We start from the raw sequence: 24,407 nt of genomic DNA on the forward strand, positions 1-24,407 counted from the left end.
GAACATCTCCGAAACCACCGTGAATACGTGGCAGAGGCGATGAACGACATCCTTCAAGCAGCGGGATCCGCTTATGCAGGTGGCACCGGATCGCCCCTGTTGAACCGATTGGCAGCGGATCAGTTCCCAATCGTTCAGTCTACCTGGATCTAGCCAAATCGATCCCAAGCGCTTGAGGCCAGTGATTGCACCGCCAAGCAAGCTATGGCAGTGTGCCACCGTCACGCGAAACCTCTTGTTCAGACCAGCGGCCAATGGAATTATGAAAGGGAAAAAAAAGGGAAGAGTTGGCTTACGGGAGATCCAGGCCAGCATCTTGAACGGATATTCACTGGCGCACGTACTCAGCGACGCCAGGTCTGGCCTTGCGGTAACAGAATTCGGAGCCTTGCTGTCCTGGTTGCAAACCGCGACCAAGAAGGGTCGACCAGTCGGCGAAAAATTCCGTCAGACCCTCTTCCCTCGCAACCTATCGGAGCTAAGATCCCAATCGGTGATGGGGGCGATAAGCGGAGAAAGAGAGTTACACTGGTTCACTGCGATCGCACTGAATAACGCCAGTAGATTGAGTTCGCAAGTGCAATTTTTCGAAGCTGTCGAGTCCGCCTTCCTCGCTGATGACTCCAGACTATGCTTGCAGTTGCTCGATGCTTACGAAGCTGAGCACGGCTATTCGTTGTGGTCGATTGATGCAAAAATCGCTTTTCTGCAACATTTTGAAGGGGTGGAAGCACAGAAGAACTACCTAGCCTCGCTCAAAGAAAGCGCGCATGGCAATGTAATCTGGCTTGCCGCTTCTTGCAGCAACCGGAACGAAGTTCCAACTACATTCTTCAACTACTTAAACCAGACTATGGATTTGCTGGATAGCGTTGAGGACGCTCCGCTGAAGCACTGGTTGAAATACCAGTCCATGGGAATTATCCCCGATGAGCCACTCGCACAACAGCAAATCCTCCAGTACCAGACAAACTCTGCACTGATAGATGTCTACACCGCTCTCTTCGACATCCTCCAGCAATGCGTGCTAAATTCGGCCCACCCCCTGCATGTTGTCGGCACGCAGTGTGCCATACGTCTCGCCGAAAAAATCCGCGATCCCCGCTTGCAGCGTCTACTCTTCCTCGCTGGGGAAGTTAGCTGCCCAGGCCAAAAAGCTCCACAGCCTTCTGACCCTCTTGACCAAAGCGGTCAATGGCCAGTGATGTGGAAACGCCAAGCTGAACACTTGATCTACTCCAATACCCCCCCACCATCCGGTAAAAGTTTCATCGCAACATCCATTGCTGCCCTATGTAACGTATATGCTCAAGGGGCTGATGCAGATGCAGCGTTGGCCACTGCACTGAAGCAGTGCTTGAATTTCAGGTGGATGGGAGCTTCTCAGGTATTTCAGCAGTTCTTGATGAGGGAAATGTCAAGTTCTGCTCTGCCTGAGCCAGACGACATTACAAACCGCTTCATCTACACCGCTCATCTTGATGAGTCCATGTTGCCATTTTTGCCAGTGGCATGCAGGGATAATTACATCGAATTAATTGGTAATCTCAAAAAATCGCCTGCGACAGATGCACGCTCTGAATCTTTAGATCAAGTGCATAGTGAAGCGCTAATTAGCGCCGAAAGAGAATTACTTCGCGGCGACCTTGATCTCGCTTCAAGTTATGCTCACACTGCGCTTGAATCGCTACAGCCTCGAATCCGTCGTTTGGCGGCAAGATTGGTCTGTGCGCTCTCGATGCACGATGAAAAAAAACTCGAATTGATCCGCAAAGTCAGTGCTTTCGCAGTAAGAGACCCACAGTCTATTCATTTGTTACCCATAAGCTTATGCGGTGACTACCTGGACAAAGCGCTGCGCAAGGAAATGAAAGGTGATCTGGCGACATCGATCGCCCTGTCGCTGAATTACCGGCATTATGACGATGCTTACTCCAGCGTTCTGTCCTATGCCTATGAAGATTTTTTGATTAAGCATGGACTGGAACGCCCGTCACAGCTATTAGACCATGTTTCCAAGCTAGATCACGACCTCCTGATCTACTACCTGCGCTATATCTGCATCCCCGAAACAATGAAGGTCTCCTCTGTCTTCCTCGGCACCGTTGATCTGCAGGATGAGCGCTTGGCGGTGTGTTCCATGTTGCTCGAACTCGACCCTGAAAATCAGAAAATCTACGAGTCGGAAATAATGGAGATCACTCGCTCGCAAGTAGTGCGAAGTGGTGTTCGCCACGTCGAACAGAGCAAGATGTCTATTGACACCATCGCACTGAGAAGATGGGCCGATAAAAAACACCGCGAAAACTTTTCTCGCTACAAGGGATTGATTAAAGCCGGCCTCCGACCTTCCGAAGGCTTCCAAGAAGCTTATTTCAGCCTGCTCACAGACGGTACTCCACTACCATCCGAGTTCTTGCAAGTTCCTACAGATGAAGCGGGCGCCCTACTCCAGGAAATTCTCCGCTCAATCTTGCTCGAAGCCACCATAAACCCAATGTATGGCTTGGACTGCTACCTCAGTATGCGCATTCGCCACGGTGCGTTATCTGGACAGTTGAGAGGCCCACTTGAACTGCAGGGGATCATAACCAGGCGACAAGCAAGCGACGGAGCCTACGCTGCTAACGAAATCTGGATGGAGCGTCTGTCAGCTCTTGATTCATCTGCGCGAGAGAGAGTAAATATTGAATTATGTGTATTCTCCGCCCGCTACGATGCCCTCATCGAACACATCACCAATGAGCTGATACAAATCACGAGCGAAGAAAAGCCTGATGGCTTATTCGACATGATGATCCCCATCCTGCGTATTCGCATGCTCGCCAGTATTTTGCGAGAAGACACCAGCTTTGAAGACTTCTTTAGTGAATGCATTCACATCTTCTGGAGCACCGTTGAGCGTTGTCTTGATGCTGTTCACGATATCATTGACCAACGCCTCAAACACGAGATCAATGCCATCTTTGCCACACTGCAAACAGCAGTTGACGAAGCTGGTGCGTCACGTGAGTTAGCTGAACTGACACAATGCATTCGTACGGCCCACACCAACGCGCTGCAGGCTATAGATCAGACTAAAGACTGGTTCCGACTACCTGCCCCGAGCGCAGAACCATTATTTGAAATGGAACAACTTATTGATATTGGATTGCAATGCGTACAGCGCATCCATCGTGATTTCAACCCGGCCATTACCAAAACACTGGTGGAACTACCTCATCTGGCCAACGCCCTCACTTACTTCTCTGACATTTTTTTCATTCTATTTGATAATGCCCGTCGTTATTCAAATGCGGGGACTTCGCCGTGCATCGCGATTACGATTGAGCGCAAGGCCAAGGACACCATTACCTTCACATTTACCAACGAAATTGAGAAGCTAACTGACACCAGCGCGTCCATCGAGCGGGTCAAGGAGATTCAAGCGAAGATAGCTAGCGGCGATTATCAGCAAGCGATCCGTTCTGAAGGTGGCACCGGGCTGATCAAACTCAAACGTATCATAGGCCATAACCAACCGCTGGATTTTGGTTACACTGCTGACAATCAGTTCACCGTCACCTTTGACACAAACCTCAGGGAGATCGAACTTGAAAATTTTAATAATTGAGGATGACGAAAATAAGCGCATACAACTTGCTCAGTTTCTGACCCAACTCATTCCGGAGCATGAGGTGTTTCTGGAGCGTTCTCTGCAGAGCGGTGTGAGAAAAATTCGCCAGGACGCGTTTGACTTGATCATCCTCGACATGACACTTCCACAATATGATATCAGCCCGGATGAACCAGCAGACGACACCCACATTTTTGGTGGCCGACAATTCCTGACCCAAATGGATCGCTTTGAAGTCGAAACTCCCGTTATCGTGTTTACGCAGTTTGAAGTATTTGGCAAACCACCGAATGAACTGACCTTGGAGAGCTTGGATTTGCAACTCAAGTCATTGTTCCCAGATATATACAATGAAGCAATTTACTACCATTCCTCCATTGACAGCTGGAAAGCCTCGCTCAAGGAAAAACTGGTAAATTTCGGATTCTTGAAGGACTGATACAATGATAAAAATTCTTTTGGTCGAGGACAATCAAGAGAAGCTCCGCAATGTACTCAAGGGTATATTCGCCATTGCAGGAATTCAAGAGGAAAACCTCGACAAGGCACGAGATCTGCAGGAAGCCAAGCTTCGTCTGAAACATCAAGCCTACGATCTGATGATTCTCGACATCTCACTGCCCATCACGTCGGACGTGGACCCAGTACGGGATGGCGGTTTGTCCCTACTTGAGGAGATATTGGCGCGTGACATCTACATTAAACCCCGCGAGGTCGTGGGGTTGACCGCTCATGCTGACATCCAAGAGGAAATGCGCGGCAGATTCGACAGCGAACTCTGGTCAGTGCTCCACTACAGCAGCGCCAGTACAGCCTGGCTCGATCAGATACAACGTAAAATCGAGCACATTTTGCAAACCAATCGAGAACGCTCGTCCGACTTTCCGGAACGGGCAGATATCTGTGTCCTGACAGCGCTGCACGCTCCCGAGCTCACCGCAGTGTTGCGGCTACCCTGGGACTTCCAACCGATCAGTTTGGAATGCGACCCTACTCAATACTACCGCGGTCATGTCATTACAAAACACGGTCGCCTAAGCGTTGTTGCGGCGTCTGCCTCCCGAATGGGTATGCCCGCCGCTGCAGTACTTGCCATGAAAATGATTCAAACCTTCAAGCCCAGCTATATCGCCATGACCGGCATAGCGGCTGGCGTCCCTGGGAAAGTCGAGTTAGGCGACATAATCGCAGCCGACCCAAGCTGGGATTATGGTAGTGGAAAAAACACATCGTTTGAGGGGGGATCATCGTTTGAAGCGGCCCCTCACCACCTAAACCTAGACCCATTTATCCGTTCCAAGCTGGAAAAACTCCGCAATGACCATTCCGCTTTGGATGGTATACGCCGCCACTGGCCCATCGGTGTCGTCACTCCACTCACCATGCAGCTCGGCCCAATGGCCTCCGGTGCATCAGTGCTCGAAGACCCGACGATCACTTCCAACGTCAAGGCGCAACACCGCAAGTTGCTCGGTGTGGAAATGGAAGCCTATGGCGTGTTTGCAGCGGCTCATGAGGCGCCGTATCCCCAGCCCAAGGTGATCGTCCTTAAGTCCGTTTGCGACTTCGCCAACCCCGAGAAGAACGATAATTTTCAGGAATACGCGGCCTATACCAGCGCGCAGGCATTCAAGTTGCTGGTGGAGGGCCATTTGTGACCGAACTCCATCAGGCTTGATCTATCTGCCCAGCTATAGCTACAAAAGTGTGGTGATCGATTGAGAGCCTCTGGTGGATCCAGACGACGCGTTCACCGGGCCCAGTCGCCGAAAGGTGCGTGGGACTCAATATAACGGGCGGCCGATTGCACATCGCGCCACCCGACATAGGCCATCAATTCTTCTGTACTCCACTGATTTCGACTGGCCCAGGTGGCGAAGCCACGACGCAGCGAGTGCGCCGAATAGCCCTCGACCTCGATCCCGCTGCGCAATAGCGCGCGGCGCAACAGACGCGACACGCTGTTGGCATTAAGTGGCTGCTCGTTGAGATGCCCCCAGCGATCTATGCCACGGAACAGCGGGCCCTGCTCGATGCCACTGAGCGTCAGCCACTGCTCGGTGGCCTGCACCGGACACAGGCGCTTTAGCGCTGGCATGGTCAGATTGCGGCCGCGGTTGTCCCGGTCGGTCTTGCTGCTGGGCAGGAACAGTGTAAGCGATCCATAAACCCAACCCGTTACATGAAGGACGGGAAAATCAGGTATTCGAGTCGGGCACCTGCCCCGCTTGACTCTTCAACCCGAACAACTGGTCAGCTAGCTGTCGGCCTCGCTCCAGCCCCTCCGCCGTCAACCAGATAGACTTGTTTCTATTAACTGGATCACTGATGAAACCCTGTTCATGCAGTCGATTCATGATCTCGAAGTCAAATCCTTTCCACGCGTTACCTTTGTCGGAGCTATAGGCTGCCAACAAGGCAAGCACTGCGTCTTCAATCAGTTTTTCGTCGTATTCCATGGTCGTCACCCCCGCTCTTGTCCTTCAGCGCTTCGTAGGCCCCATCTGACCCACGATGGGGGTAGCACTTAACTATGTATTTTAGGCTTGCAATTCCACGGCAGCAGCGCTTCGTAGTCTTCCACGGAGGACGCCTGCGGCAGGCGCTCTAGTGCGTGGCGCAGCCACGCGTAGGGCTCTTGGCCGTTGGCTTTGGCCGTCTCGACCAGGCTGTAAAGTTGCGCACTGGCCGTCGCCCCTCTGGGCGTGTCACTGAACAACCAGTTCTTTCTGCCGATGACAAACGGGCGGATCGCGCGCTCGGCAGCGTTGTTGTCGATCGGCAAGTCTCCTTGCTCGACGTAGCGTTCTAACTTGCTCCAGTTGCTGGCCAGATAGCCGATGGCTTTACCCAACGCATTCTGGCTCGTGACCTGGGGCTGCGTTTTCTTTGTCCAGCTTTTCAACTGGGCCAGCACTGGTTGACTGCGCGCTTGGCGGGCCAGCTTGCGATCTTCATCGCTGCCTTCCTTAAGGTCGCGCTCGATGCCATAGAGCTTGTTGATCAAATTCAGTGCGATGTCTGCCCGCCCAGTTTTACCCTTGGGCTGCACTTTCTGCGCTTCGACGAACTTGCGGCGCGCGTGCGCCCAGCAGCCCAACCGCTCCACGCCGTCCTGTGCAGCCAGCGCGTTGTAACCGGCGTAGTCGTCGGTCATGACATAGCCGCGATAGCCGTCCAGCAGGCGCACCGGCACCTCCTGCGCTCGGCTGGTGGCGTAGTCGAAAAGGATCACCGGGCGATCAGGTGGGCCGCCGGTTTGCACCCACATCCAGGATTGGCTGCTGGGCTCACGACCAGGCTCTTTCAACACCTGCACACGTGTTTCATCACAGTGGAGATCCGACTGTTCAACAGGCTTTCGCGCATCAGATTCAGCAACGGCTGAAAGTGCTCGCTGCATTGAATCACCCAGCGTGCCAGGGTTTGGCGCGGGATATCGATACCGTGACGCCCCAGCACTTTTTCGAAGCGGTGAAGCGGCAAGCCGTCTACGTATTTGGTGGTCAGCAGCATGGCCAGCACACTCGGGCTGGCCATGCTTTTCTCGATCATCTGGGCGGGCTTGTCCGCCGTTACGGGCGCTGACTCGCAGTCCCGGCAGCCGTACACCTTGCGAACATGCTTGATGACGCGAATCTGCATCGGGACGATTTCAAGCTGTTCGCTGACTTCTTCACCGATGGCATGTTTGCGGCAGCCACAAGCGCAGGTCAGTTCATGCTCGGGCAGTTCGTGGACAACTTCGATACGCGGCAAATCAGCTGGTAGCGGCTTGCGCTTGCCACGGCGTTTGGTTGGCGCAACGACTTCTTCGTCGTCAGCCTCATCCAAGGGCTCGGCCAGGCTTTCCGCTTCGTCGAAGAGTGGCAACTGTGGTGTCGCCGCATCGCCAGTCTGCTCGGTCTTGCGCCCGAACAAGCGCTGGCGCAACAGCGCAACTTCCTCTTCGAGATGAACGATCTTGCCCTTGTCGGACGCGCGCTCGTTGATCATCTGCTCAAGCAGTTGCTTGAGCAGAACAGGATCGTCAGGGAGGTTTTCGGGCATGGAAATCATGCCGCGGATTATACCGAATCAGGCGACGTATCGAGGCGTCAAAACCTGATGCGGACGGTTGCGCCAGAGGTCGAAGCCATCGAGCAGCCAGTTCAGTTCCTGAACGGTCAGGACAATGGCGACGTCAGTCGGATCAGGTAAAGTTTTGAACCGTTCGGACTCCAGGCGTTTGAGCCAGAGGCAGAAGCCGTTGCGTTCCCAATACAGGATCTTCACGCGGTTGCGCGGCTTGTTGAGGAAGACGAAAAGCACTGGGTCGAACACCGCCACCTTGATATCGAGTTCGACCAGCGCGGCCAGGCCATCGATGGATTTTCGAAAGTCGACGGGCTTGGGGTAGAGGTACACTTTTTCGACTTTGGCGTCGGGTCGCATCATGGTCGGCGAGCTCCAGAAAGAAATCGGGAGCACAGCATCGGGGATCAGGTAAGCGCTTTGAATGTGGGGTTCATGGAGCGCTTACGAAACATTCTCTGCCGCGTTGCTGTGGAACTTCCGAGTCGCCTCGTTCGGCATCCATGTGGTGTTATGGAACGTTCTCGGTCTGGTGTTTGGTTGGCTGGCCCAGGGCCCTGTACTAGCGCCTCGCAGCCAGCACAACGCCAGGCTGCAATCCTGACGCACTCGCTACTGGGGTGGAAAACAAAGACGCCTGATGGAAACACCAGGCGTCTTTTTTAGTCAGGGCTTACCCAGTCAAAACCGGTATTGCAGCAGCCGTGGCTGGCGAAGCATGAGAACAACCGAAGGGGTACACTCAAACCCCTATGAGCTCGGCGAGGTTGCGGTACTGTCCCTTGAAGTACAGTAAGGGCTGCGAATCAGCAGCTTTCTGCAGGTTGAACGCCTTCACCTCACCAATCACGATCAGGTGGTCGCCCGCTTCGTGCTCTGCGTGAATTTCGCAATCGAGCCAGTACAAGCTGCCAGCAATGACTGGATTACCCAAAGGTGATTGCTGCCACTCCACGCCGTGCCACTTGTCCGTGCCGCGCCGGGCGAACTGGTTGGAGACGTTGACCTGTTCACCGGACAGGATGTTGACCGCGAACCGACCGGCCTGGCGGATTCTAGGGTAGCTAGCGGAGCTGCGCATTACGCTGAATGACACCAGCGGTGGGCTCATCGACACGCTGTAGAACGACTGGCAAGTAAAGCCTATCGGCTCGTCATCGATGTGGGTGGTAATCACCGTGATGCCGGAGGCGTAGTGCCCAAGCGCTTCGCGGAAGCTCAACGGCTCGATAGCAGTACTGGGGAGTGACATAGTGGGTCCTGGGTATTGATTAGCGCTCGAATGTGCAGGGCTAGGCCAAGTCAGCCCGATCACTCGGGCTGTGCTCCACCTGAACCTTCGCTGATTTAGGCTCAGCGCTTGTTCAGTAGCTCTTGACGGACGATTTCCGCGCCGGCACTCAGCGCATTGAGCTTGCCTCTTGCCACGTGACGCGGCAGGGGCGCCATACCGCAGTTGGTGCATGGATAGAGCTTGTCGGCGTCCACGAACTGCAGTGCCTTGCGCAGGGTATTGGCCACTTCTTCAGAGGTTTCGATAGCGTGGTTAGCCACATCGATGGCCCCGACCATCACTTTCTTGCCACGGATGAGCTCGATCAAGTCCATCGGCACGTGGGAGTTGTGGCACTCCAACGAGACGATATCGATGCTGGACTTCTGCAGCTTAGGGAAGGCTTCCTCGTATTGACGCCATTCCGAGCCCAAGGTCTTTTTCCAGTCGGTATTGGCCTTGATGCCGTAGCCATAGCAGATGTGCACGGCGGTTTCGCACTTGAGGCCTTCGATGGCGCGCTCCAGCGTAGCGACGCCCCACTCGTTAACCTCGTCGAAGAAGACGTTGAAGGCGGGTTCGTCGAACTGGATGATGTCGACACCGGCCGCTTCGAGTTCGCGAGCTTCCTGGTTGAGGATCTTGGCGAATTCCCAAGCCAGCTTTTCGCGGCTCTTGTAATGCGCGTCATACAGCGTGTCGATCATGGTCATGGGGCCTGGCAGCGCCCATTTGATCGGCTGGTCGGTTTGCTGACGCAGGAACTTGGCGTCTTCGACGAAGACCGGCTTGCGACGCGCAACGGCGCCAACCACCGTTGGTACGCTGGCATCGTAGCGATCGCGGATCCTGACGGTTTCACGTTGTTCAAAATCAACGCCATCGAGGTGTTCGATGAAGGTCGTGACGAAATGCTGACGTGTTTGCTCGCCATCGCTGACGATGTCGATACCGGCGTGCTGCTGCTCTTGCAAAGACAAGCGCAGCGCGTCTTGCTTGCCTTCGATCAGTTCATCACCTTCCAATTTCCACGGTGACCAAAGTTTTTCAGGTTCTGCGAGCCAGGAAGGTTTAGGCAAGCTGCCAGCAGTCGACGTGGGGAGCAGTTTTTTCACAATAAAAGACCTTGTACGTGGGCGATTCAAGCGGCGTAACTGGCAGACCACTGCTCAAGAATAGCGTGGTAGGGTTTGATGAAGTGCTCTTCGGCAAACTTCCCCTGCTCAATAGCGAGCCGGCCACGTTCTTCTCGATCATAAACAATACGCGTCAGCGAAAAATCCTGGTGTTGCAAGCTGGGCTGATAGGATTTTCCAGCTGCGGAGTTCGCATTGTAGATTTCAGGACGGTAAATTTTCTGGAACGTGTCCATCGTGCTGATGGTGCTGATCAATTCCAGATTGGTGTAGTCACCCAGCAAGTCACCGGCAAAATAGAAGGCCAGGGGGGCAACACTATTCGGCGGCATGAAGTAACGAACCTTCAGGCCCATCTTCTTGAAATACTCATCGGTCAGGGAGTATTCATCCTGCTGGTATTCAACGCCGAGTACCGGATGCTGGTTCTCCGTCCGCTGATAGGTCTTGGCACTGGAGACACTCAGGCAGATAACAGGCGGCTTGTTGAAGTGCTCCTTGTAAGCATCCGAGCTGACGAAAGACTTGAACAGCTTGCCGTGAAGGTCGCCAAAGTTAGCGGGCGTACTGAACTCGGCCTTGTCCTTGTTATGTTCCAGCAATAGCACGCTGAAGTCATAATCCCGCACATACGATGAGAAGTTGTTCCCCACCATTCCGGCGATGCGTTCGTTGGTTTGACGGTCAACCACTGTCGTCTTCAAGATTTCAATCAAGGGTAGAGCATGATCGCTGTTGCCAGCGGCAATATTCATTTCCACAGAAATAATTTCAAGCTCGACCGCGTATCGATCAGCCTTGGGGTTGTCCCAGTGCGCCAGCGCATTGAAGCGATTATCAATCATCTTCAACGTGTTGCGCAGATTTTCCTGGCGACTGGCCCCTCTCGCCAAATTGGCGAAATTGGTGGTTATGCGCGTATTGTTCGAGGGGTGATAATTTTCATCGAAACAAATGCTGTGAATGGCAAATGCAAAGTCTTTGCTCATTTTAGCCTGACATCCTAATCTCGTAATGGTTTCAGTGCACCGTATAGCTCTGCGACTCAGCTAATTAGTTGGACACTGTCTCTAATTGAGAGGCATTTTAAAGGGTGCTATTGAGCGAAGGCTAATGAATTGATTTCAAAAAATCTTTAGCCCCGCTCATGATGAGCACTGGTTCAGATGAGGATTGCTCACTCAGGTGAGCTTTCAGAATCGTCCTGAGCTGAGTGGCCACCGAAGGCTGCATTCCAATCAGCGAGGGGGTAAACACCCTGTGTTCTGCTTTCGCTGACGATATACATCCAGTCGCGTCAGTGTGTCCGTACTGCGCTCATACACATAGGTATGCCCTTCGATGGTCACACGCCCATAGCGGCGGGCAATGCTGTAGCGGGAGCTCTTGACCTGCTGAATGATTTCAGGGAGCTGCTCAGGTGGCAAGTCCATCTCTACTCAGACTTTTCCTGACGTTTTGAACGAAGCTCAGGCGTTACCTTGTTCATCCTCTTCATCACCGTAGTACTTCACGCCAATGCGAATGATGTCCCGGCCTTGCGCTTTGCGGTGATGGTTGGTGTCTCGCAGCGAGTAGATACAACCACAGTACTCCTGCTGATAGAAGCGCTCGCGCTTGCTGATCTCCACCATGCGCGCAGCTCCACCACCCTTGCGCCAGTTGTAGTCCCAATAGGTGATACCAGGATACTTGGCGGCCGAACGAAGACCGCAGCCGTTGATCTGCTGCATGTCCTTCCAGCGTGAAATACCCAGCGAGCTGCTGATCACCGAGAACCCATGCTCGTAGGCATACAAGGCGGTGCGCTCGAAACGCATATCGAAGCACATGGTGCAGCGCTCCCCACGTTCTGGCGCTTGCTCCATGCCTTTGGCTCGCGCAAACCAGTTGTCGGTGTCGTAATCGGCATCGACGAACGGCACATTGTGCTGCTCGGCGAAGCGAATGTTCTCTTCCTTGCGCAGCAGGTACTCACGCTCAGGATGGATGTTGGGGTTGTAGAAGAAAATCGTGTAGTCAATGCCGGAAGCCGTGATGGCCTCCATCACCTCACCGGAGCACGGCGCGCAACAGGAGTGCAGAAGCAGGCGATTGGCGCCGTCCGGTAGGGTAAGTTTTGGTCGATCGATAATGCTCACAGCTTTACCTCGACCAGCATGAATGTCAGTACCAACGTGCTATGCCCCAAACAGAAAATTCAATGAGGTGATTGTTAGGGATCACGCACCCATGAGACAAACTAATTTTTTTTGCGATGAAATGTAGTTTTCCTCATGATCGACTTAAGGCACCTGCGCACTATCCATGCCCTGCGGGAAACAGAAAGCCTGCAGGAGGCTGCTGAGCGCCTGCGCCAAAAAGGGCTACAGGCCAAATTGTTCGCGGCTGTCCGCAGCGACATGCTGGAGGTGCCCTATCTGAGCGACTTCTTGCTCACCGCCAAGGACACTTCATTTTCCACCTTGGAGGGCGTCAACGCCGTCCTGGATGCCAAGATGTGAAGAGTACTTGCGTGAACTCATCTACGAGGTGTCCGCGGCACGCCCTGCACCTGCCCCGCCATGGGGATACACTGCAGTCCAGGGTGCACCCGCTCAACGGTTGTCAGGAATCGCCAATCTCGATCGCGCATTCTTCTGGGGGTATCAAGGGTATTTTTGGGGGTAAATTTTTGTTTTTGCCAATCAAGAATACCGCCCCAGAGCCATGTCCAAATGTTCTTTGGGGATCCCGATAGCTTGTGACAGGCTTCCACTGAGATCCAGAAAACCGACCTTGCCAGTTAAAGACTGTTACCTATGTGCGTGAACTGATTTGTAACCTATGTGGGTGAGTCATACCACCGGCCGATTTGGGGGAGTTTTTGCTGCGCCTGGATGAACTTAGCCCGAGCAGTATAAGCATCGCGATGCGCCTGCTGGTGATGCTGCCGGTTCGCCCTGGAGAGTTGGTGAAAATGCGCTGCCACTGGCGGTGGATGCAGTGGCGCCGCGGTCGAGGCGTCCTCGCAGGGCACGGCGGCTAATACCGTGCGCAGCTACCAGAGCGCCCTCGCCTATTGGTCGGCCTGGCTTCAACTGCGCTATCACCGGGCGCTCGGCGACGGCCCCTACCGACCGAGGTCGCAATGCAGTTCATCGTCGCTCACTTGGCCCACAAAGCCGGTAGGTAAAAAGCACGAACCTCGCCCCCCACTGACATCGCGCGCGTCGGCTGTGCTGTGGCAAACTGCCGCTTCTATTGTTTGACCGATGAAACCGCCCCCCTATGCCTGAAGTACACCCCCGCACTGCTCCCAACGCCAAGGCCAAGGCCAATGAAAGCGAATCCGAACCGCTTGCCCGTCGTGGGCGCCCGGTTGGCGATCGCGACGCCAAAAGGTCCGAGTTGCTGGCGGCGGCGATCGCGGTGATCGCGCAAGAAGGCTATGCCGGTGCCACCATGCGCAAGGTGGCGCAGCACGCCGGGTGCACCACAGGCGCGGTGACCTACTACTTCGCCAACAAGGAAGAAATGGTCAGTGCCGTTGCGCAGACCCTGTTCGACAAAGTCGACGCACTGCTGGACATCGACCTCGATCAGGTCGACATCAAGTCGCTTATTGAGCAGTGGCACCAATGGATCAGCCTTGACGAGCCAGGCAACTGGCTTGCATGGCTGCAACTGCTCACCCATGCCCGGCACCAGCCCGCGTTCGCCAGTGTCATCAAGCAGCGCTATACCAACTTCCGCGAGGTGGCCACTTCGGTGCTGGAGGCCGGCCAGCGCCAGGGCCAGATCCGTGAAGATGTGCCGGCCGATGTGTTGGCCGATCACATTGCCGCGTTCAGTGATGGCTGGCTCATGATGCTGCCTTTCGAGTCCGAACCCGTTAGCGCAGAGCGCGGGAAAGCCTTGATTGACGCCTTCATTGTCATGATTTCTCCACCCAAAACCGCCAAGTCCTAAGTCGCCTCCCGGTAGACCCGGCGCCTTCCCTGGAAGGCGTCACCCCCACCAAACCGCTCGTGTCTTCGCCGCCTTCCGTCGTCGCGCAACTGCCGCCCCGCGCCTTGCCGATCCAACCCAAGCACCAGGCCCCGATAGCGCCTGCCCTGCTTTTTGCAGGCTCTGGCGCCATTGCGTCTTGCATGTAAGCAAAACTCCTGTATTTTACAAAACACTTGATATAACAAATAAAACACAACCAAGTGGCAGGAGCGAAAATGGGCTTTAGCACCAAGGCGCTGTCGCGGTCCGAGCAGGCATGCCAGGGCTACCGGATCCTTATTCCACAAAGACGCAGGTTGCCTGAAATTGACGACCTCACCTTCCTCCACCTCTCCAAACCTGGCCTCGGCCTGACCCTCCACGCAATCGGGCGGCCAATTCGCAACGGGGCACGGAGGGGCGCCATGATCACGTAACGCCAACTTACGCTGTCGAAGGACAGCCCTTTGTCCGACGTGTCGCGATAGCACGCCCTGCCAAAAGCGCACCGGCTATTGCGGCCCTGCTTGCCTGCAATTTGCCCTTCGTCCCGACGAGGCCCGCACAGCCCATGTTCAAAAACATTCCGCTCACCTTGAAACTCTTCCTGCCACCTGCCATCGCCCTGTTCGGCATGTTGCTGTTCGTGGGCTACACCGCGGTGCAACTGGACGACAACGACAACCGATTGGTGTCGCTCGAAAAACAGCGCTACCCAACGCTGGAAGCTGCCGACAACGTGATCTTCCAGTTCTCCCGCCTGCCCGGCCTGCTCAACAGCGCCGTGGCAGCGGGCGAGCGGGACACCTTGGATGAAGCGAGCGACGTGCTGGCCGACGTCCATGCGCGGCTGCGCGACCTGGAACCGCTGACCGCTGAACGGGCCGACCGACACCGGGAAATTCAAGCCTGGTCGGCGGCGATCAAGCGCTACGCCGATAACGCGTTCGCCTCCTCCGGGCAACTGCTCGATGGGGCGGCGTTCGATGATTTACGCCCCCATTTTGATCGCATGGCCAGCGACCTCAAGAACGCCCAGGCGCTCGGCGAGCAGTTTCGCAGCCACGCCTACGCCGACTTCCAGAGCAGCTTGACCCAAGTCCGCGCCGACAACGCCACCACCACGCGCGTCGGCTACCTGCTCAGTTTTTGCCTGCTGCTGGTGGTCAGCGCCAGCGCGGCCTGGGTGATTCGTCAGGTCATGAGCAATGTCCGCGGCGTCATCGGATCGCTCAAGACCATTGCCAGCGGCGATGGCGACCTGACCCGCCGCGTGCAGGTCGACTCCTCAGACGAAATCGGCGAGATGATCGGCCTGTTCAACGGTTTGCTGGACAGCCTGCAAGGCACCTTGCGCCAGGTCATCGAAACCGCAGCGCCCCTGGAGCAGATGTCCCGCGAACTGCACCGGCTCACCCAGGGCGCGGAGGACAGTGCGCGCTCACAGCAAGAGCGCACCGAGTCCATCAGCCGTGACATAGACACCATGACCAATAGCATTCAGGAAGTGGCGCAGCGCTCCGAGCAGGCCTCCGAGCAAGCCAGCGCCGCGGCGCGTCAAGCGAACGAAGCCAGGCATAACATCGACAGCCTGTCCTTGAGCATCGGCGACCTGGGCAACAGCGTGCTCAGCTCGGTGCAGGCCATGGAACAACTGGAAGCAGAAACCCAGCACGTCGGCTCGGTGCTGACGGTGATCCGCAGCATCGCCGAACAGACCAACCTGCTCGCCCTGAACGCCGCCATCGAAGCGGCACGGGCTGGCGAGCAAGGGCGGGGCTTTGCCGTGGTCGCCGATGAGGTGCGCAACCTGGCCCAGAAAACGACCGCTTCCACCGCGCAGATCCAAGACATCATCCAGCGCCTGCAAAACAGCGCCAGCAGTGTCTTGCACGCGATGAACCTGAACGGCGAAAAGGCCAGGTCAAGCATTCAGCGCTCTGAACATGCCACGCAGACCCTGGAGGCGATTACCGGGGCCGTTCGCCAGATCGATGAGTTAAACGCCGGCATCGCCCGTTTCACCAACGAGCAGATCGGCCTTTCCCGTTCGATCCAGCAAGACACCGAGAGGCTGCAACAGGACACCCAGGCCACCACCCAAGGTGCCGACGCCACCGCACGGCTCGGCGAGCAATTGGTCGGTACGGGCAACCACCTTCGCAGCGCCACCGCTCAGTTTCGCATTTGAACCTTCCCCACCACGAGAGCAGTTGAAGCATGCAAGGCATTAGAGCACTCGGTATCGCAGGCCTTATCGCGACCACCCCAGCAATGGCCCTGGACCAGGGAGACTATCAATTCAACGGCTTCGGCACCGCCGGCCTCACCCACCTGGGGGGCGAGGACAAAGGGCGCAGTTTCGGCATCAGCGGGCAGACAACGGACGCCTGGCGCGGTGACCAGCTCTCCCGGCTGGGTGGCCAGCTCCAATATGGGCTCACCGACACGCTGGGGGTGACCGTGCAGGGCACCCTCAAGCCGGAACAGGACACCTGGAAAGGCAACCTGGAGTGGGCTTACCTCTCCTGGAAAGCGACCGAAGGCCTGACGGTGCGCGTAGGGCGGCTGCGCCTGCCGATCTACATGTATTCCGAAACCCTCGACGTCGGTGTCACCCACCCTTGGCTGCGGCTGCCGGATGAGGTCTACAGCCAGGTCCAGCTGAGCAACTACGAAGGTGCCGATGCCCTCTACACCGTGACCACCGGCATCGGCTCCGTGACGTTCCAGGTGGCAGGCGGCCAGGCCGCCAACCGCAACTTGTTCGCCATGGATGACTTGTACGACATCGACTACAAGAAGATCTTCGCGGCTAACGTCAGCCTGGAAACCTATGACTTCGGCACGCTGCGTCTCGGGTACGCCGAAGCGGACATCGACACGAACCTCAGCGCCTCGGTCGTCGCCCCAGGGGGCTCGCCTACACAGGTCGACTTCCTGAGCCTGAACCGCAAGAAAGGCGGTTTCGCGTCCATCGGCTACCAGTACGACAACGGCACCTGGGTCTCCTCGAACGAGTGGACCAGCAACAACACCGAAGGCGACCAGCAAGGCAGCATCGATGCCTTCTACCTCATGGGCGGGCGCCGTTTTGGCGACGCGCTGCTCCACCTTACCTACGCTCAGCTCGACGAAGACGCTGGCCGCCAGAGCTCCTGGACCTACGGCATGAACTACAACCTGGCGCCGAACCTGGTGCTCAAGGGCGAGTACAAGCGGGTGGACACGCGCGGCAACGGCTACCGCGGCACCTTCGTGCAGAACGCCCAGGAGACCTTCGACCATGCAGTCTTCGCGGCCAGCAACGGTACCGCCGGCACTCCTTCGCGCAACTACGACGGCGACATTGTCAGCGTCGGCGTCGATTTCGTCTTCTAAGGAGCGCCCATATGAAACCACTCCTCACCGCAATGTTCGGCGCAACCCTGGCCACAGCCAGCACCCTGGCCAGTGCCGAGGTGGCCGTGATCATGAATGCCGGCGCCAGCGCCGCACCGTCCCAGGCCGAGGTGGCCAACATATTCCTGGGCAAGGACACCAGCCTCAGGGGCCTCGACCAGAAAGGCTGGAACCCCACCAAGGAACGATTCTACAGCGCGCTGACCAACAAGAACGAATCCCAGCTCAAGTCGTACTGGTCAGGCCTGGTGTTCACGGGCAAGGGGCAACCGCTGCAGAGCGTGGACGATGACGCCGCGGTGATCGCCAAGGTGGGCAGCGAGGCCAATGCCATCGGCTATATCGACACCTCTGCCGTCAACGACAAGGTCAAAGTGCTCTTCACCCTGCCCTGAGCTTCGCCGCCTCCCCTGACCTGGCATACCGGGGGAGGCAGCGCCTGGCGCTCGCAGGCAAGCCCCTGCAGGGCTGCGACCTGCGAGCCTTGATTGAGCCATTATTTGCTCAAATGGGTGCCCTATGAGCCGTTTTCATTCACAATGCCCGCACGATATGCAGTGTGGAATCTTCTGATGCACCTCCCTACCGATGAGCGCCTGCTCAAAGCGCTGGCCGACGCGATCGTCGTCCACCCCCGAGCCACATTGAAGGAGCTGGCCGAGGCGGCGGGCGTGAGCAAGGCGACCCTGCACCGTTTCTGTGGCACCCGTGACAACCTGGTGAACATGCTGGAAAGCTATGGGGACCAGGTCCTGACGCAGGTCATCGGCAACGCTGACCTGCACGGCAGCGACCCGACCGCAGCCCTGCATCGCCTCATCGTCGAGCACCTCAAGCATCGCGAGATGATGATCTTCCTGCTCTTCCAGTACCGCCCGGACTCGTTCGACGACAGCGAGACGAACCGCCCGTGGCGGGCCTATGCCGACGCCCTGGATGCCTTCTTCCTGCGCGGCCAGCAGGCGGGGGCTTTCCGTATCGATATCAGCGCGGCGATCTTCACCGAAATGTTCCTGAGCATGGTGTACGGCATCGTCGATGCCGAACGACGCGGGCGGGCGGCCAGCGCGACGTCCGTGCAAACGCTGGAGCTGCTTTTCCTCGACGGTGCTGCGGCACCCGCTCGCTGACCTGCCTTCACCAGCCAAAAAAACCCCAGGGCATCGATCCCTGGGGCCAAGTGGCTGGACAAGCCAACCAAAGGAGGCTGTTTCAGCCCTTGCTCGGCCAGCCGCCGCCGAGTGCGCGGAACAGGTCGACCAACGCCAGTTGTCGCTGGGTACTGGCTTCGATGAAGGCTGCTTCGTTCACGTAGCTGTTGCGCTGGGCGTCCAGGTAGCGCAAATGGTTGTCCACCCCACCCTCGTAACGAGCCTTGGCCAGCGTCAGGGTCTCGCGGCTGGTGTCGGCCAGGGCCCGCCGCGCGGCTTGCTCGCGGCGCAGGGTGTCGGTGGCGGCCAGCGCATCGGCCACTTCGCGGAAGGCGACCTGGATCGCGCCTTCATAGGCGGCCACGGCCGAGTCCTTGCGTGCCTCGGCCAGGCTGAGCCCGGCACGGTTGCGCCCGGCGTCGAACAACGGCAGCGACAGCTGCGGCATGAAGGCCCAGCTACGCGAGCCACCGTCGAACAACCCGGACATCTGCGCACTGGCGGTACCAAAGCTGCCGGTCAGGCTGATACGCGGGAAAAACGCTGCCCGCGCCGCGCCGATATCGGCATTGCGCGCGCGCAGCCGGTGTTCGGCGGCGATGATATCGGGGCGGCGCTCGATCAATGCCGACGGCGCGCCCGGCACAATGTCATTGAGCACCATCGGCTCATCCGGGCGTTCAGCGGGCATCGCCTTGGCCGCCTCGGCACTGCCCAGCAACAGCACCAGCGCGTTGTAGGCCTGGCGCTGTTGGCGCACGGTGACTTCGAGCTCGGCACGGGACTGCTCGACCAGCCCCAGCGCCTCTTGGTGGTCCAGCGCCGTGGCCGTGCCGGCGGCGCGCCGCTGGCCGACCAACGCCAGGGAATCCTCGCGGCTGGCCAGGGTCTGGCGGGTCAGCGCCTGGCGCCGCTCGGCGCCGTCCAAGGCCAGGTAGGCCTGGCTCACCTCGGCGATCAGGGCGATGCGTGCGGCACGCCCGACTTCCTCGGTGGCCAGGTACTGCTCCAGGGCCGCATCGCTCAGGCTTTTGACGCGGCCGAACAGGTCCACTTCGTATTCCGGCAGCGACAAGCCCACCTGATAGGTGCTGCTGACACCCTCGCGGCCATCGCTCGAAAGCGCCGCAGGCAAATGCTGGCGATTACCGGAGGCGCTGGCATTCAAGCCCGGCACACGGTCGGCCCGCTGGATCCGGTACTGCGCACGGGCCTGCTCGATGTCGAGCAGGGTCTGGCGCAAGGAGCGGTTGTTGTCCAGCGCGGTACCGACCAGCTGACGCAGCACTGGGTCGACGATGAATGCCTGCCAGTCCAACTGCTCCACCGAGTGGCCAGTATGGCCGGCTGCATCGCCCCATTCGGCCGCCACCGGCGCTTCGGGGCGCTGATAGGTCGGCGTCAGGGAGCAACCAGCCAAGGTCAAGGCCAGGACGATAGGAAGCACACGATTGACCATGATCATCACTCTGCCTCCTCGACAGCCTGTTGCACCGGGGAAGGCTTGCGCTTGAGCAACGTCAACACCCAGACAAAACAGACCGGCACGAACACCACGCCCAGCAAGGTGGCGCTGAGCATGCCGCCGATCACGCCGGTACCGATGGCGCGCTGGCTTGCCGCACCCGCGCCGGAGGCGATGGCCAGCGGCACCACGCCGAGGATGAACGCCATGGAGGTCATCACGATCGGACGGAAACGCAGGCGCGCGGCCTCGATGGCGGCGTCGCACAGGCTGTAGCCCTTCTCCCACAGTTCCTTGGCGAACTCGACGATCAGGATGGCGTTCTTCGCCGCCAGGCCAATGATGGTGATCAGGCCGACCTTGAAGTACACGTCGTTGGGCATGCCGGTGAGCGTCACCGCCCACACCGCGCCCAGGGCACCGATCGGTACGATCAGCATCACCGTCAGCGGGATCGCCCAGCTTTCGTACAGCGCCACCAGCAGCAGGAACACCACCAGGATGGCCAGGGCGAACAGGCTGGCAGCCTGGCCGCTGGAGACCTTCTCCTGGTAGGAAAGGCCCGTCCAGGCGTAGCCGATACCTGGCGGCAGCTCGCTGACCAGGCGCTCCATCTCGGCCATTGCCTGCCCGGTACTGTGCCCCGGCGAGGCGTCGCCGGCGATGCGGATCGACGGGTAACCGTTGTAGCGCACCAGTTGCACCGGGCCCTCCTCCCACTGGGTGGTGACGAAGGCGCTGAACGGCACCTGCTCGCCGTTGGCATTGGGAGCATAGAGGCGCAGCACGCTTTCGGGGGTCATGCGTTCGCCTTGCTCTGCCTGCACCACCACGCGCTGTTGGCGCCCGGCATTGATGAAGTCGTTGATCACAGCCGATCCGAAGGCGGTGGCCAAGGTGCTGTTGATGGCCTCGAAGCTCACGCCCAGGGCTCGGGCCTTTTCCCGGTCGATGTGCAGGCGCAGCTGCGGTGCTTCGGCCAGGCCTTCCATCATCGCGTAGAGGATCACCGGGTTGCCGTTGGCACGCGCCAGCAACTGGTCACGGGCCGCGAGCAGTGCTTCGCGCCCGAGGCCACCACGGTCCATCAGGCGCAGGGCGAAACCACCGGAGTTGCCCAGGCCGTCGATCGGCGGCGGCATGACGGCGGTGATGGCACCGTCGCCGTTGGCGGCGAACTGTGCATTGATCGCTGCCGTTTCCGCCTCCGCCGATTGCGCCTTGTCGCGCTGCGACCAGTCCTTGAAGGTCGGGAACGCCAATGCGGCATTGTCACCCTGGCCCGAGAAACTGAAGCCGCTGACGATGAACGAGTTGGCCACCGCGTCACGGGACATCAGGAACTTTTCCAGCGCCTCAGCGGTGTGGTCGGTGCGTACCCGGCTGGCGCCTGGTGGCAACTGCACATCCACGACGCTATAGCCAAGGTCCTCGGCCGGCACGAAGGCCTCCGGCAAGCGCAGGTAGGAATAGCCCAGCACCACCAGGATGCCCACATACGCCAGCATCCAGCGGCCGGCACGTGCCACCAGTTCGCTGTTGAGCAGCGAATAGCGTTCGGTGACACGGGCGAAGCCACGGTTGAAGGCGCCGAAGAAACCGGCCTTTTCATGGTGGCCATGGGGCACCGGCTTGAGCAGCGTGGCGCACAGCGCCGGGGTGAAGGTCAGGGCCAGGAAGCCGGAGAACAGGATCGACACTGCCAGCGACACGGAGAACTGCTGGTAGATCACCCCCACTGAACCGGACATGAACGCCAACGGCAGGAACACCGCCGCCAGCACCAGGGTGATGCCGATGATCGCCCCGGACACCTGCCCCATCGCCTTGATGGTCGCCTCCACCGGCGACAGACCTTCCTCGGCCATCAACCGCTCGACGTTCTCCACCACCACGATGGCGTCGTCCACCAGGATGCCGATGGCCAGCACCATGCCGAACATGGTCATCATGTTCACCGAGAAGCCGAGCAGCTTCATGATCATCAGCGTCCCGAGCAGGCACACCGGCACCACGATCGACGGGACCAGGGTATAGCGCACGTTCTGCAGGAACAGGAACATCACCAGGAACACCAGCACCATGGCTTCGATCAGGGTGTGGATCACCTTCTCGATGGCCACGTCGACGAAGCGCGAGGTGTCGTACGGCACCGAGTATTCGACACCTTCGGGGAAGAACTGCGACAGCTCGGCCAAGCGCTCCTTGACCAGCGTCGCGGTCTGGATGGCATTGGCGCCCGGCGCCAACTGCACCGCACCGGCCACCGCCGGGTGGCCGTTCAGGCGCGCCGACAGGTTGTAGTTCTCGCTACCGATGGCCATGCGCGCCACATCACCCAGGCGGACGCTGGAGCCATCGGGGTTGGCGCGCAGGACGATGCCGGCGAACGCTTCCGGGGTGTCGAGGGTGCCCTGCACGGCCAGGGTCGCGGTCAGCTCCTGCTCGCTGGCACCGGGCGTGCTGCCGAAGCTGCCGGCCGGTACCTGGACGTTCTGGCCGCGAATGGCCGAGTTGATGTCGTCGATGGACAGGCCATAGCCCACCAGCTTCTGCGGATCCACCCAGACCCGCATGGCCGCTTCCGAGGCGAAGAACTGCAGCTTGCCCACGCCGGGCACGCGCAGCAGTTCGTTGTTGATGTTGCGCGCGGCATAGTCGGCTAGGGCCGTGGTATCGCCACGGTTGCCGGCCGTGCTGGTCAGGGCGTAGATCAGCAGGAAGCCGGAGCTGGCCTGCTCGACTTTCAGCCCTTGGGTCAGCACCGCCTGTGGCATGCGTGCCTCGGCCTGTTTCAAACGGTTCTGCACGTCGACCTGCGCCATGTCCGGGTCGGTGCCTGGCTCGAAGGTCACCATCACTTCGGCCACGCCGTTGGAGTTGTTGGTGGACTCGTAGTACAGCAGGCCCTTGGCGCCGTTGAGCGACTGTTCGATGATGCTGGTCACCGACTCCACCATGACCTTGGCCGAAGCGCCGGGGTAGGAGGCGGTGATGGAGATCTGCGGTGGCGCCACGTTGGGGTACTGGGCCACGGGCAAGGATGGAATCACCAGCAAACCGGCCAGTGAAATGAACAACGCCACGACCCAGGCGAAGTTCGGGCGATGGATGAAGAACCTGGACATCTCACTTCCCTCGCATCACTGGGCGGCAGCCGTTTGTTTCTGCGCAGGCGCAACGGGCATACCGGGGGCCAACCCTGCGGGGCTGCCGACGATCACCTGATCGCCCGGCTCCAGCCCCTCGGTAATCTGCCAGCGCGAGCCTTGCATCACGCCGGTGCGCACCGCGCGTGCCTCGGCGATGCCATTGGTGGCGACCAAGACCCGCGCCTGGCCGTCGCTGCCTCGCTGAACCGCACGCTGTGGGACCAGGATGGCGTGGTTGTCGGTGCCTTGAGGCGTGCGCACGCGCACATACATGCCCGGCAGCAGCGTGCCGTCCGCGTTGTCGAAGCGCCCCCGCAGGATGACCTGGCCGGTACCGCGGTCCACACTCACATCGGTGAACATCAGCTCGCCCGAGCGCTGGAAGTCGGTGCCTTCCACTTGCGCGGTCAGGCGCTGGCTGTCGGCCGAAAGTGCGCCGTCCTTCAACGCTTGTCGCAGGCGCAGTGCGTCAGCGGCAGACTGGGTGAAGTCGATGTAGATCGGGTCGAGTTGCTGGATACGCGCCATCAGCGTCGCCTCCCCCTGCCCCACCAACGCGCCTTCGGTGGCCAACGCACGGCCAATGCGCCCGGAGATCGGCGCGGTGACGGTGGCGTAGCCCAGGTTCAGGCGTGCGGCCTGCACGTCGGCCTGGGCAGAGCGCACCGCCGCACCGGCACTGCGCAGCTCGGCGGTGGCGCTGTCGAAGTCCTGCTGGCTGACCGCCTCGATCTTGACCAGTGGCTCATAACGCTTCACCCGCGCCTGGGCCTCCTGCTGCACGGCCTGGGCTCGGGCCAGGTCAGCCTCGGCACGGGCCAGTGCGGCCTTGAACGGCGCCGGGTCGATCTGGAACAGCACATCCCCCGCCTTGACGTCAGCCCCTTCCTCGAAGCGCTTGTGCAACACGATACCCGGCACCCGCGCCCGCACCTCGGCGACGCGCATCGGCTCGACCCGGCCCGGCAGTTCAGCCGCCAAGGCGACCTGCTCGGGCGCCAATGTCACGATTTCCACCGGGTAGCTCGCATTGGCTGCACCGTCCTGCTCTGCTGCGGGCTCACACCCGGCCAAGGCGATCGCCATGGCCAATGCGCCCACCCTTATCGAACCTGTCTTGCCCATCACACACCCGAACCTTGATTGAAAACGGGGCGGATGCTACT

Annotated in this window: 19 protein-coding genes and 4 pseudogenes; 12 read left to right on the top strand and 11 right to left on the bottom strand. The window is 58.8% G+C overall.

Going from position 1 to position 24,407, the window contains the following annotated elements:
• Positions 1-262: 262 nt before the first annotated feature.
• From ACF8FB_RS11645 to ACF8FB_RS11655, 3 genes are read left to right on the top strand one after another with little or no spacing between them, the layout of a single operon-like run.
• Positions 263-3,613, top strand: a complete 3,351-nt coding sequence (locus ACF8FB_RS11645; RefSeq protein ID WP_392511359.1) for a hypothetical protein — start codon at positions 263-265, stop codon at positions 3,611-3,613.
• Positions 3,594-4,055, top strand: coding sequence for a response regulator (locus ACF8FB_RS11650; RefSeq protein WP_314617773.1), 462 nt, complete (start codon positions 3,594-3,596; stop codon positions 4,053-4,055). The genes ACF8FB_RS11645 and ACF8FB_RS11650 overlap by 20 nt, the downstream gene beginning before the upstream one ends.
• Positions 4,056-4,059: 4 nt before the next feature.
• Entirely contained in the window at positions 4,060-5,274 is a 1,215-nt protein-coding gene (locus tag ACF8FB_RS11655; protein ID WP_392511360.1) for a hypothetical protein, read from the top strand.
• Between the two features lie 92 nt (positions 5,275-5,366).
• On the opposite strand, the gene ACF8FB_RS11660 is transcribed toward ACF8FB_RS11655, so the two are convergent.
• The 4 genes and pseudogenes from ACF8FB_RS11660 to tnpB form a co-directional block, all read right to left on the bottom strand.
• Entirely contained in the window at positions 5,367-5,714 is a 348-nt protein-coding gene (locus ACF8FB_RS11660) for a tyrosine-type recombinase/integrase (protein WP_392511361.1), read from the bottom strand.
• A 100-nt stretch (positions 5,715-5,814) separates the two neighbouring features.
• The gene (locus ACF8FB_RS11665) at positions 5,815-6,075 is read right to left on the bottom strand and encodes an IS66 family transposase (RefSeq protein WP_010954796.1); all 261 of its coding nucleotides are present in this window, start codon (positions 6,073-6,075) and stop codon (positions 5,815-5,817) included.
• Positions 6,076-6,143: 68 nt separating this feature from the next.
• Positions 6,144-7,675: pseudogene (gene tnpC, locus ACF8FB_RS11670) on the bottom strand (IS66 family transposase).
• An 18-nt stretch (positions 7,676-7,693) separates the two neighbouring features.
• A complete protein-coding gene (gene tnpB / locus ACF8FB_RS11675; protein ID WP_392511362.1) occupies positions 7,694-8,053 on the bottom strand; it encodes an IS66 family insertion sequence element accessory protein TnpB in 360 nt (119 codons plus the stop codon).
• Positions 8,054-8,114: 61 nt separating this feature from the next.
• On the opposite strand from tnpB, the gene ACF8FB_RS11680 reads away from it, so the two are divergent.
• Positions 8,115-8,294: a CbtA family protein gene (locus ACF8FB_RS11680; RefSeq protein WP_392511363.1), complete on the top strand. Its 180-nt coding sequence runs from the start codon at positions 8,115-8,117 to the stop codon at positions 8,292-8,294.
• A 138-nt stretch (positions 8,295-8,432) separates the two neighbouring features.
• Here the strand turns inward: ACF8FB_RS11680 and ACF8FB_RS11685 are convergent, their stop codons facing one another.
• The 4 genes from ACF8FB_RS11685 to ACF8FB_RS11700 all read right to left on the bottom strand — a co-directional run bounded on the left by ACF8FB_RS11685 (position 8,433) and on the right by ACF8FB_RS11700 (position 12,240).
• Positions 8,433-8,942: a flavin reductase family protein gene (locus tag ACF8FB_RS11685; protein WP_392511364.1), complete on the bottom strand. Its 510-nt coding sequence runs from the start codon at positions 8,940-8,942 to the stop codon at positions 8,433-8,435.
• A gap of 101 nt (positions 8,943-9,043) precedes the next feature.
• Entirely contained in the window at positions 9,044-10,078 is a 1,035-nt protein-coding gene (locus ACF8FB_RS11690; RefSeq protein WP_392511365.1) for a methionine synthase, read from the bottom strand.
• Positions 10,079-10,104: 26 nt separating this feature from the next.
• Positions 10,105-11,088: a DUF1852 domain-containing protein gene (locus ACF8FB_RS11695; RefSeq protein ID WP_392511366.1), complete on the bottom strand. Its 984-nt coding sequence runs from the start codon at positions 11,086-11,088 to the stop codon at positions 10,105-10,107.
• Between the two features lie 480 nt (positions 11,089-11,568).
• A complete protein-coding gene (locus ACF8FB_RS11700; RefSeq protein WP_392511367.1) occupies positions 11,569-12,240 on the bottom strand; it encodes an epoxyqueuosine reductase QueH in 672 nt (223 codons plus the stop codon).
• A gap of 201 nt (positions 12,241-12,441) precedes the next feature.
• Between ACF8FB_RS11700 and ACF8FB_RS11705 the strand changes: the two are divergent.
• From ACF8FB_RS11705 to ACF8FB_RS11740, 8 genes and pseudogenes are all read left to right on the top strand, one after another.
• A pseudogene (locus ACF8FB_RS11705) lies at positions 12,442-12,603 on the top strand (LysR family transcriptional regulator); the annotation flags it as partial.
• A 341-nt stretch (positions 12,604-12,944) separates the two neighbouring features.
• Positions 12,945-13,064: pseudogene (locus tag ACF8FB_RS11710) on the top strand (integrase); the annotation flags it as partial.
• Positions 13,065-13,110: 46 nt separating this feature from the next.
• Positions 13,111-13,256, top strand: a pseudogene (locus tag ACF8FB_RS11715) (integrase); the annotation flags it as partial.
• A gap of 113 nt (positions 13,257-13,369) precedes the next feature.
• Positions 13,370-14,050 (top strand): TetR/AcrR family transcriptional regulator, encoded by a 681-nt coding sequence (locus ACF8FB_RS11720; RefSeq protein ID WP_010953733.1) that lies wholly within the window; start codon positions 13,370-13,372, stop codon positions 14,048-14,050.
• Between the two features lie 592 nt (positions 14,051-14,642).
• Positions 14,643-16,262 (top strand): methyl-accepting chemotaxis protein, encoded by a 1,620-nt coding sequence (locus ACF8FB_RS11725; RefSeq protein WP_020191871.1) that lies wholly within the window; start codon positions 14,643-14,645, stop codon positions 16,260-16,262.
• A gap of 29 nt (positions 16,263-16,291) precedes the next feature.
• Positions 16,292-17,452, top strand: coding sequence for a hypothetical protein (locus ACF8FB_RS11730; protein WP_061405631.1), 1,161 nt, complete (start codon positions 16,292-16,294; stop codon positions 17,450-17,452).
• A gap of 11 nt (positions 17,453-17,463) precedes the next feature.
• Positions 17,464-17,868, top strand: a complete 405-nt coding sequence (locus ACF8FB_RS11735; RefSeq protein WP_392509710.1) for a phosphate ABC transporter substrate-binding protein — start codon at positions 17,464-17,466, stop codon at positions 17,866-17,868.
• A 177-nt stretch (positions 17,869-18,045) separates the two neighbouring features.
• A complete protein-coding gene (locus tag ACF8FB_RS11740; protein WP_010953729.1) occupies positions 18,046-18,603 on the top strand; it encodes a TetR/AcrR family transcriptional regulator in 558 nt (185 codons plus the stop codon).
• A gap of 82 nt (positions 18,604-18,685) precedes the next feature.
• Here the strand turns inward: ACF8FB_RS11740 and ACF8FB_RS11745 are convergent, their stop codons facing one another.
• Genes ACF8FB_RS11745 through ACF8FB_RS11755 form a run of 3 tightly spaced genes read right to left on the bottom strand, consistent with a single transcriptional unit; the run spans position 18,686 to position 24,366 of the window.
• The gene (locus tag ACF8FB_RS11745) at positions 18,686-20,089 is read right to left on the bottom strand and encodes an efflux transporter outer membrane subunit (RefSeq protein ID WP_392509709.1); all 1,404 of its coding nucleotides are present in this window, start codon (positions 20,087-20,089) and stop codon (positions 18,686-18,688) included.
• On the bottom strand, positions 20,089-23,217 hold the full coding sequence (locus tag ACF8FB_RS11750; protein ID WP_392511368.1) for a multidrug efflux RND transporter permease subunit: 3,129 nt from the start codon (positions 23,215-23,217) through the stop codon (positions 20,089-20,091). Before ACF8FB_RS11750 ends, ACF8FB_RS11745 begins: the two co-directional genes overlap by 1 nt.
• Before the next feature lie 15 nt (positions 23,218-23,232).
• Complete coding sequence (locus ACF8FB_RS11755; RefSeq protein WP_049586198.1) at positions 23,233-24,366, bottom strand: MexC family multidrug efflux RND transporter periplasmic adaptor subunit; 1,134 nt, start codon at positions 24,364-24,366, stop codon at positions 23,233-23,235.
• Between the last annotated feature and the right edge of the window lie 41 nt (positions 24,367-24,407).

The organism is Pseudomonas sp. yb_2 (genome assembly GCF_043103905.1).
Classification (GTDB): domain Bacteria; phylum Pseudomonadota; class Gammaproteobacteria; order Pseudomonadales; family Pseudomonadaceae; genus Aquipseudomonas; species Aquipseudomonas alloputida.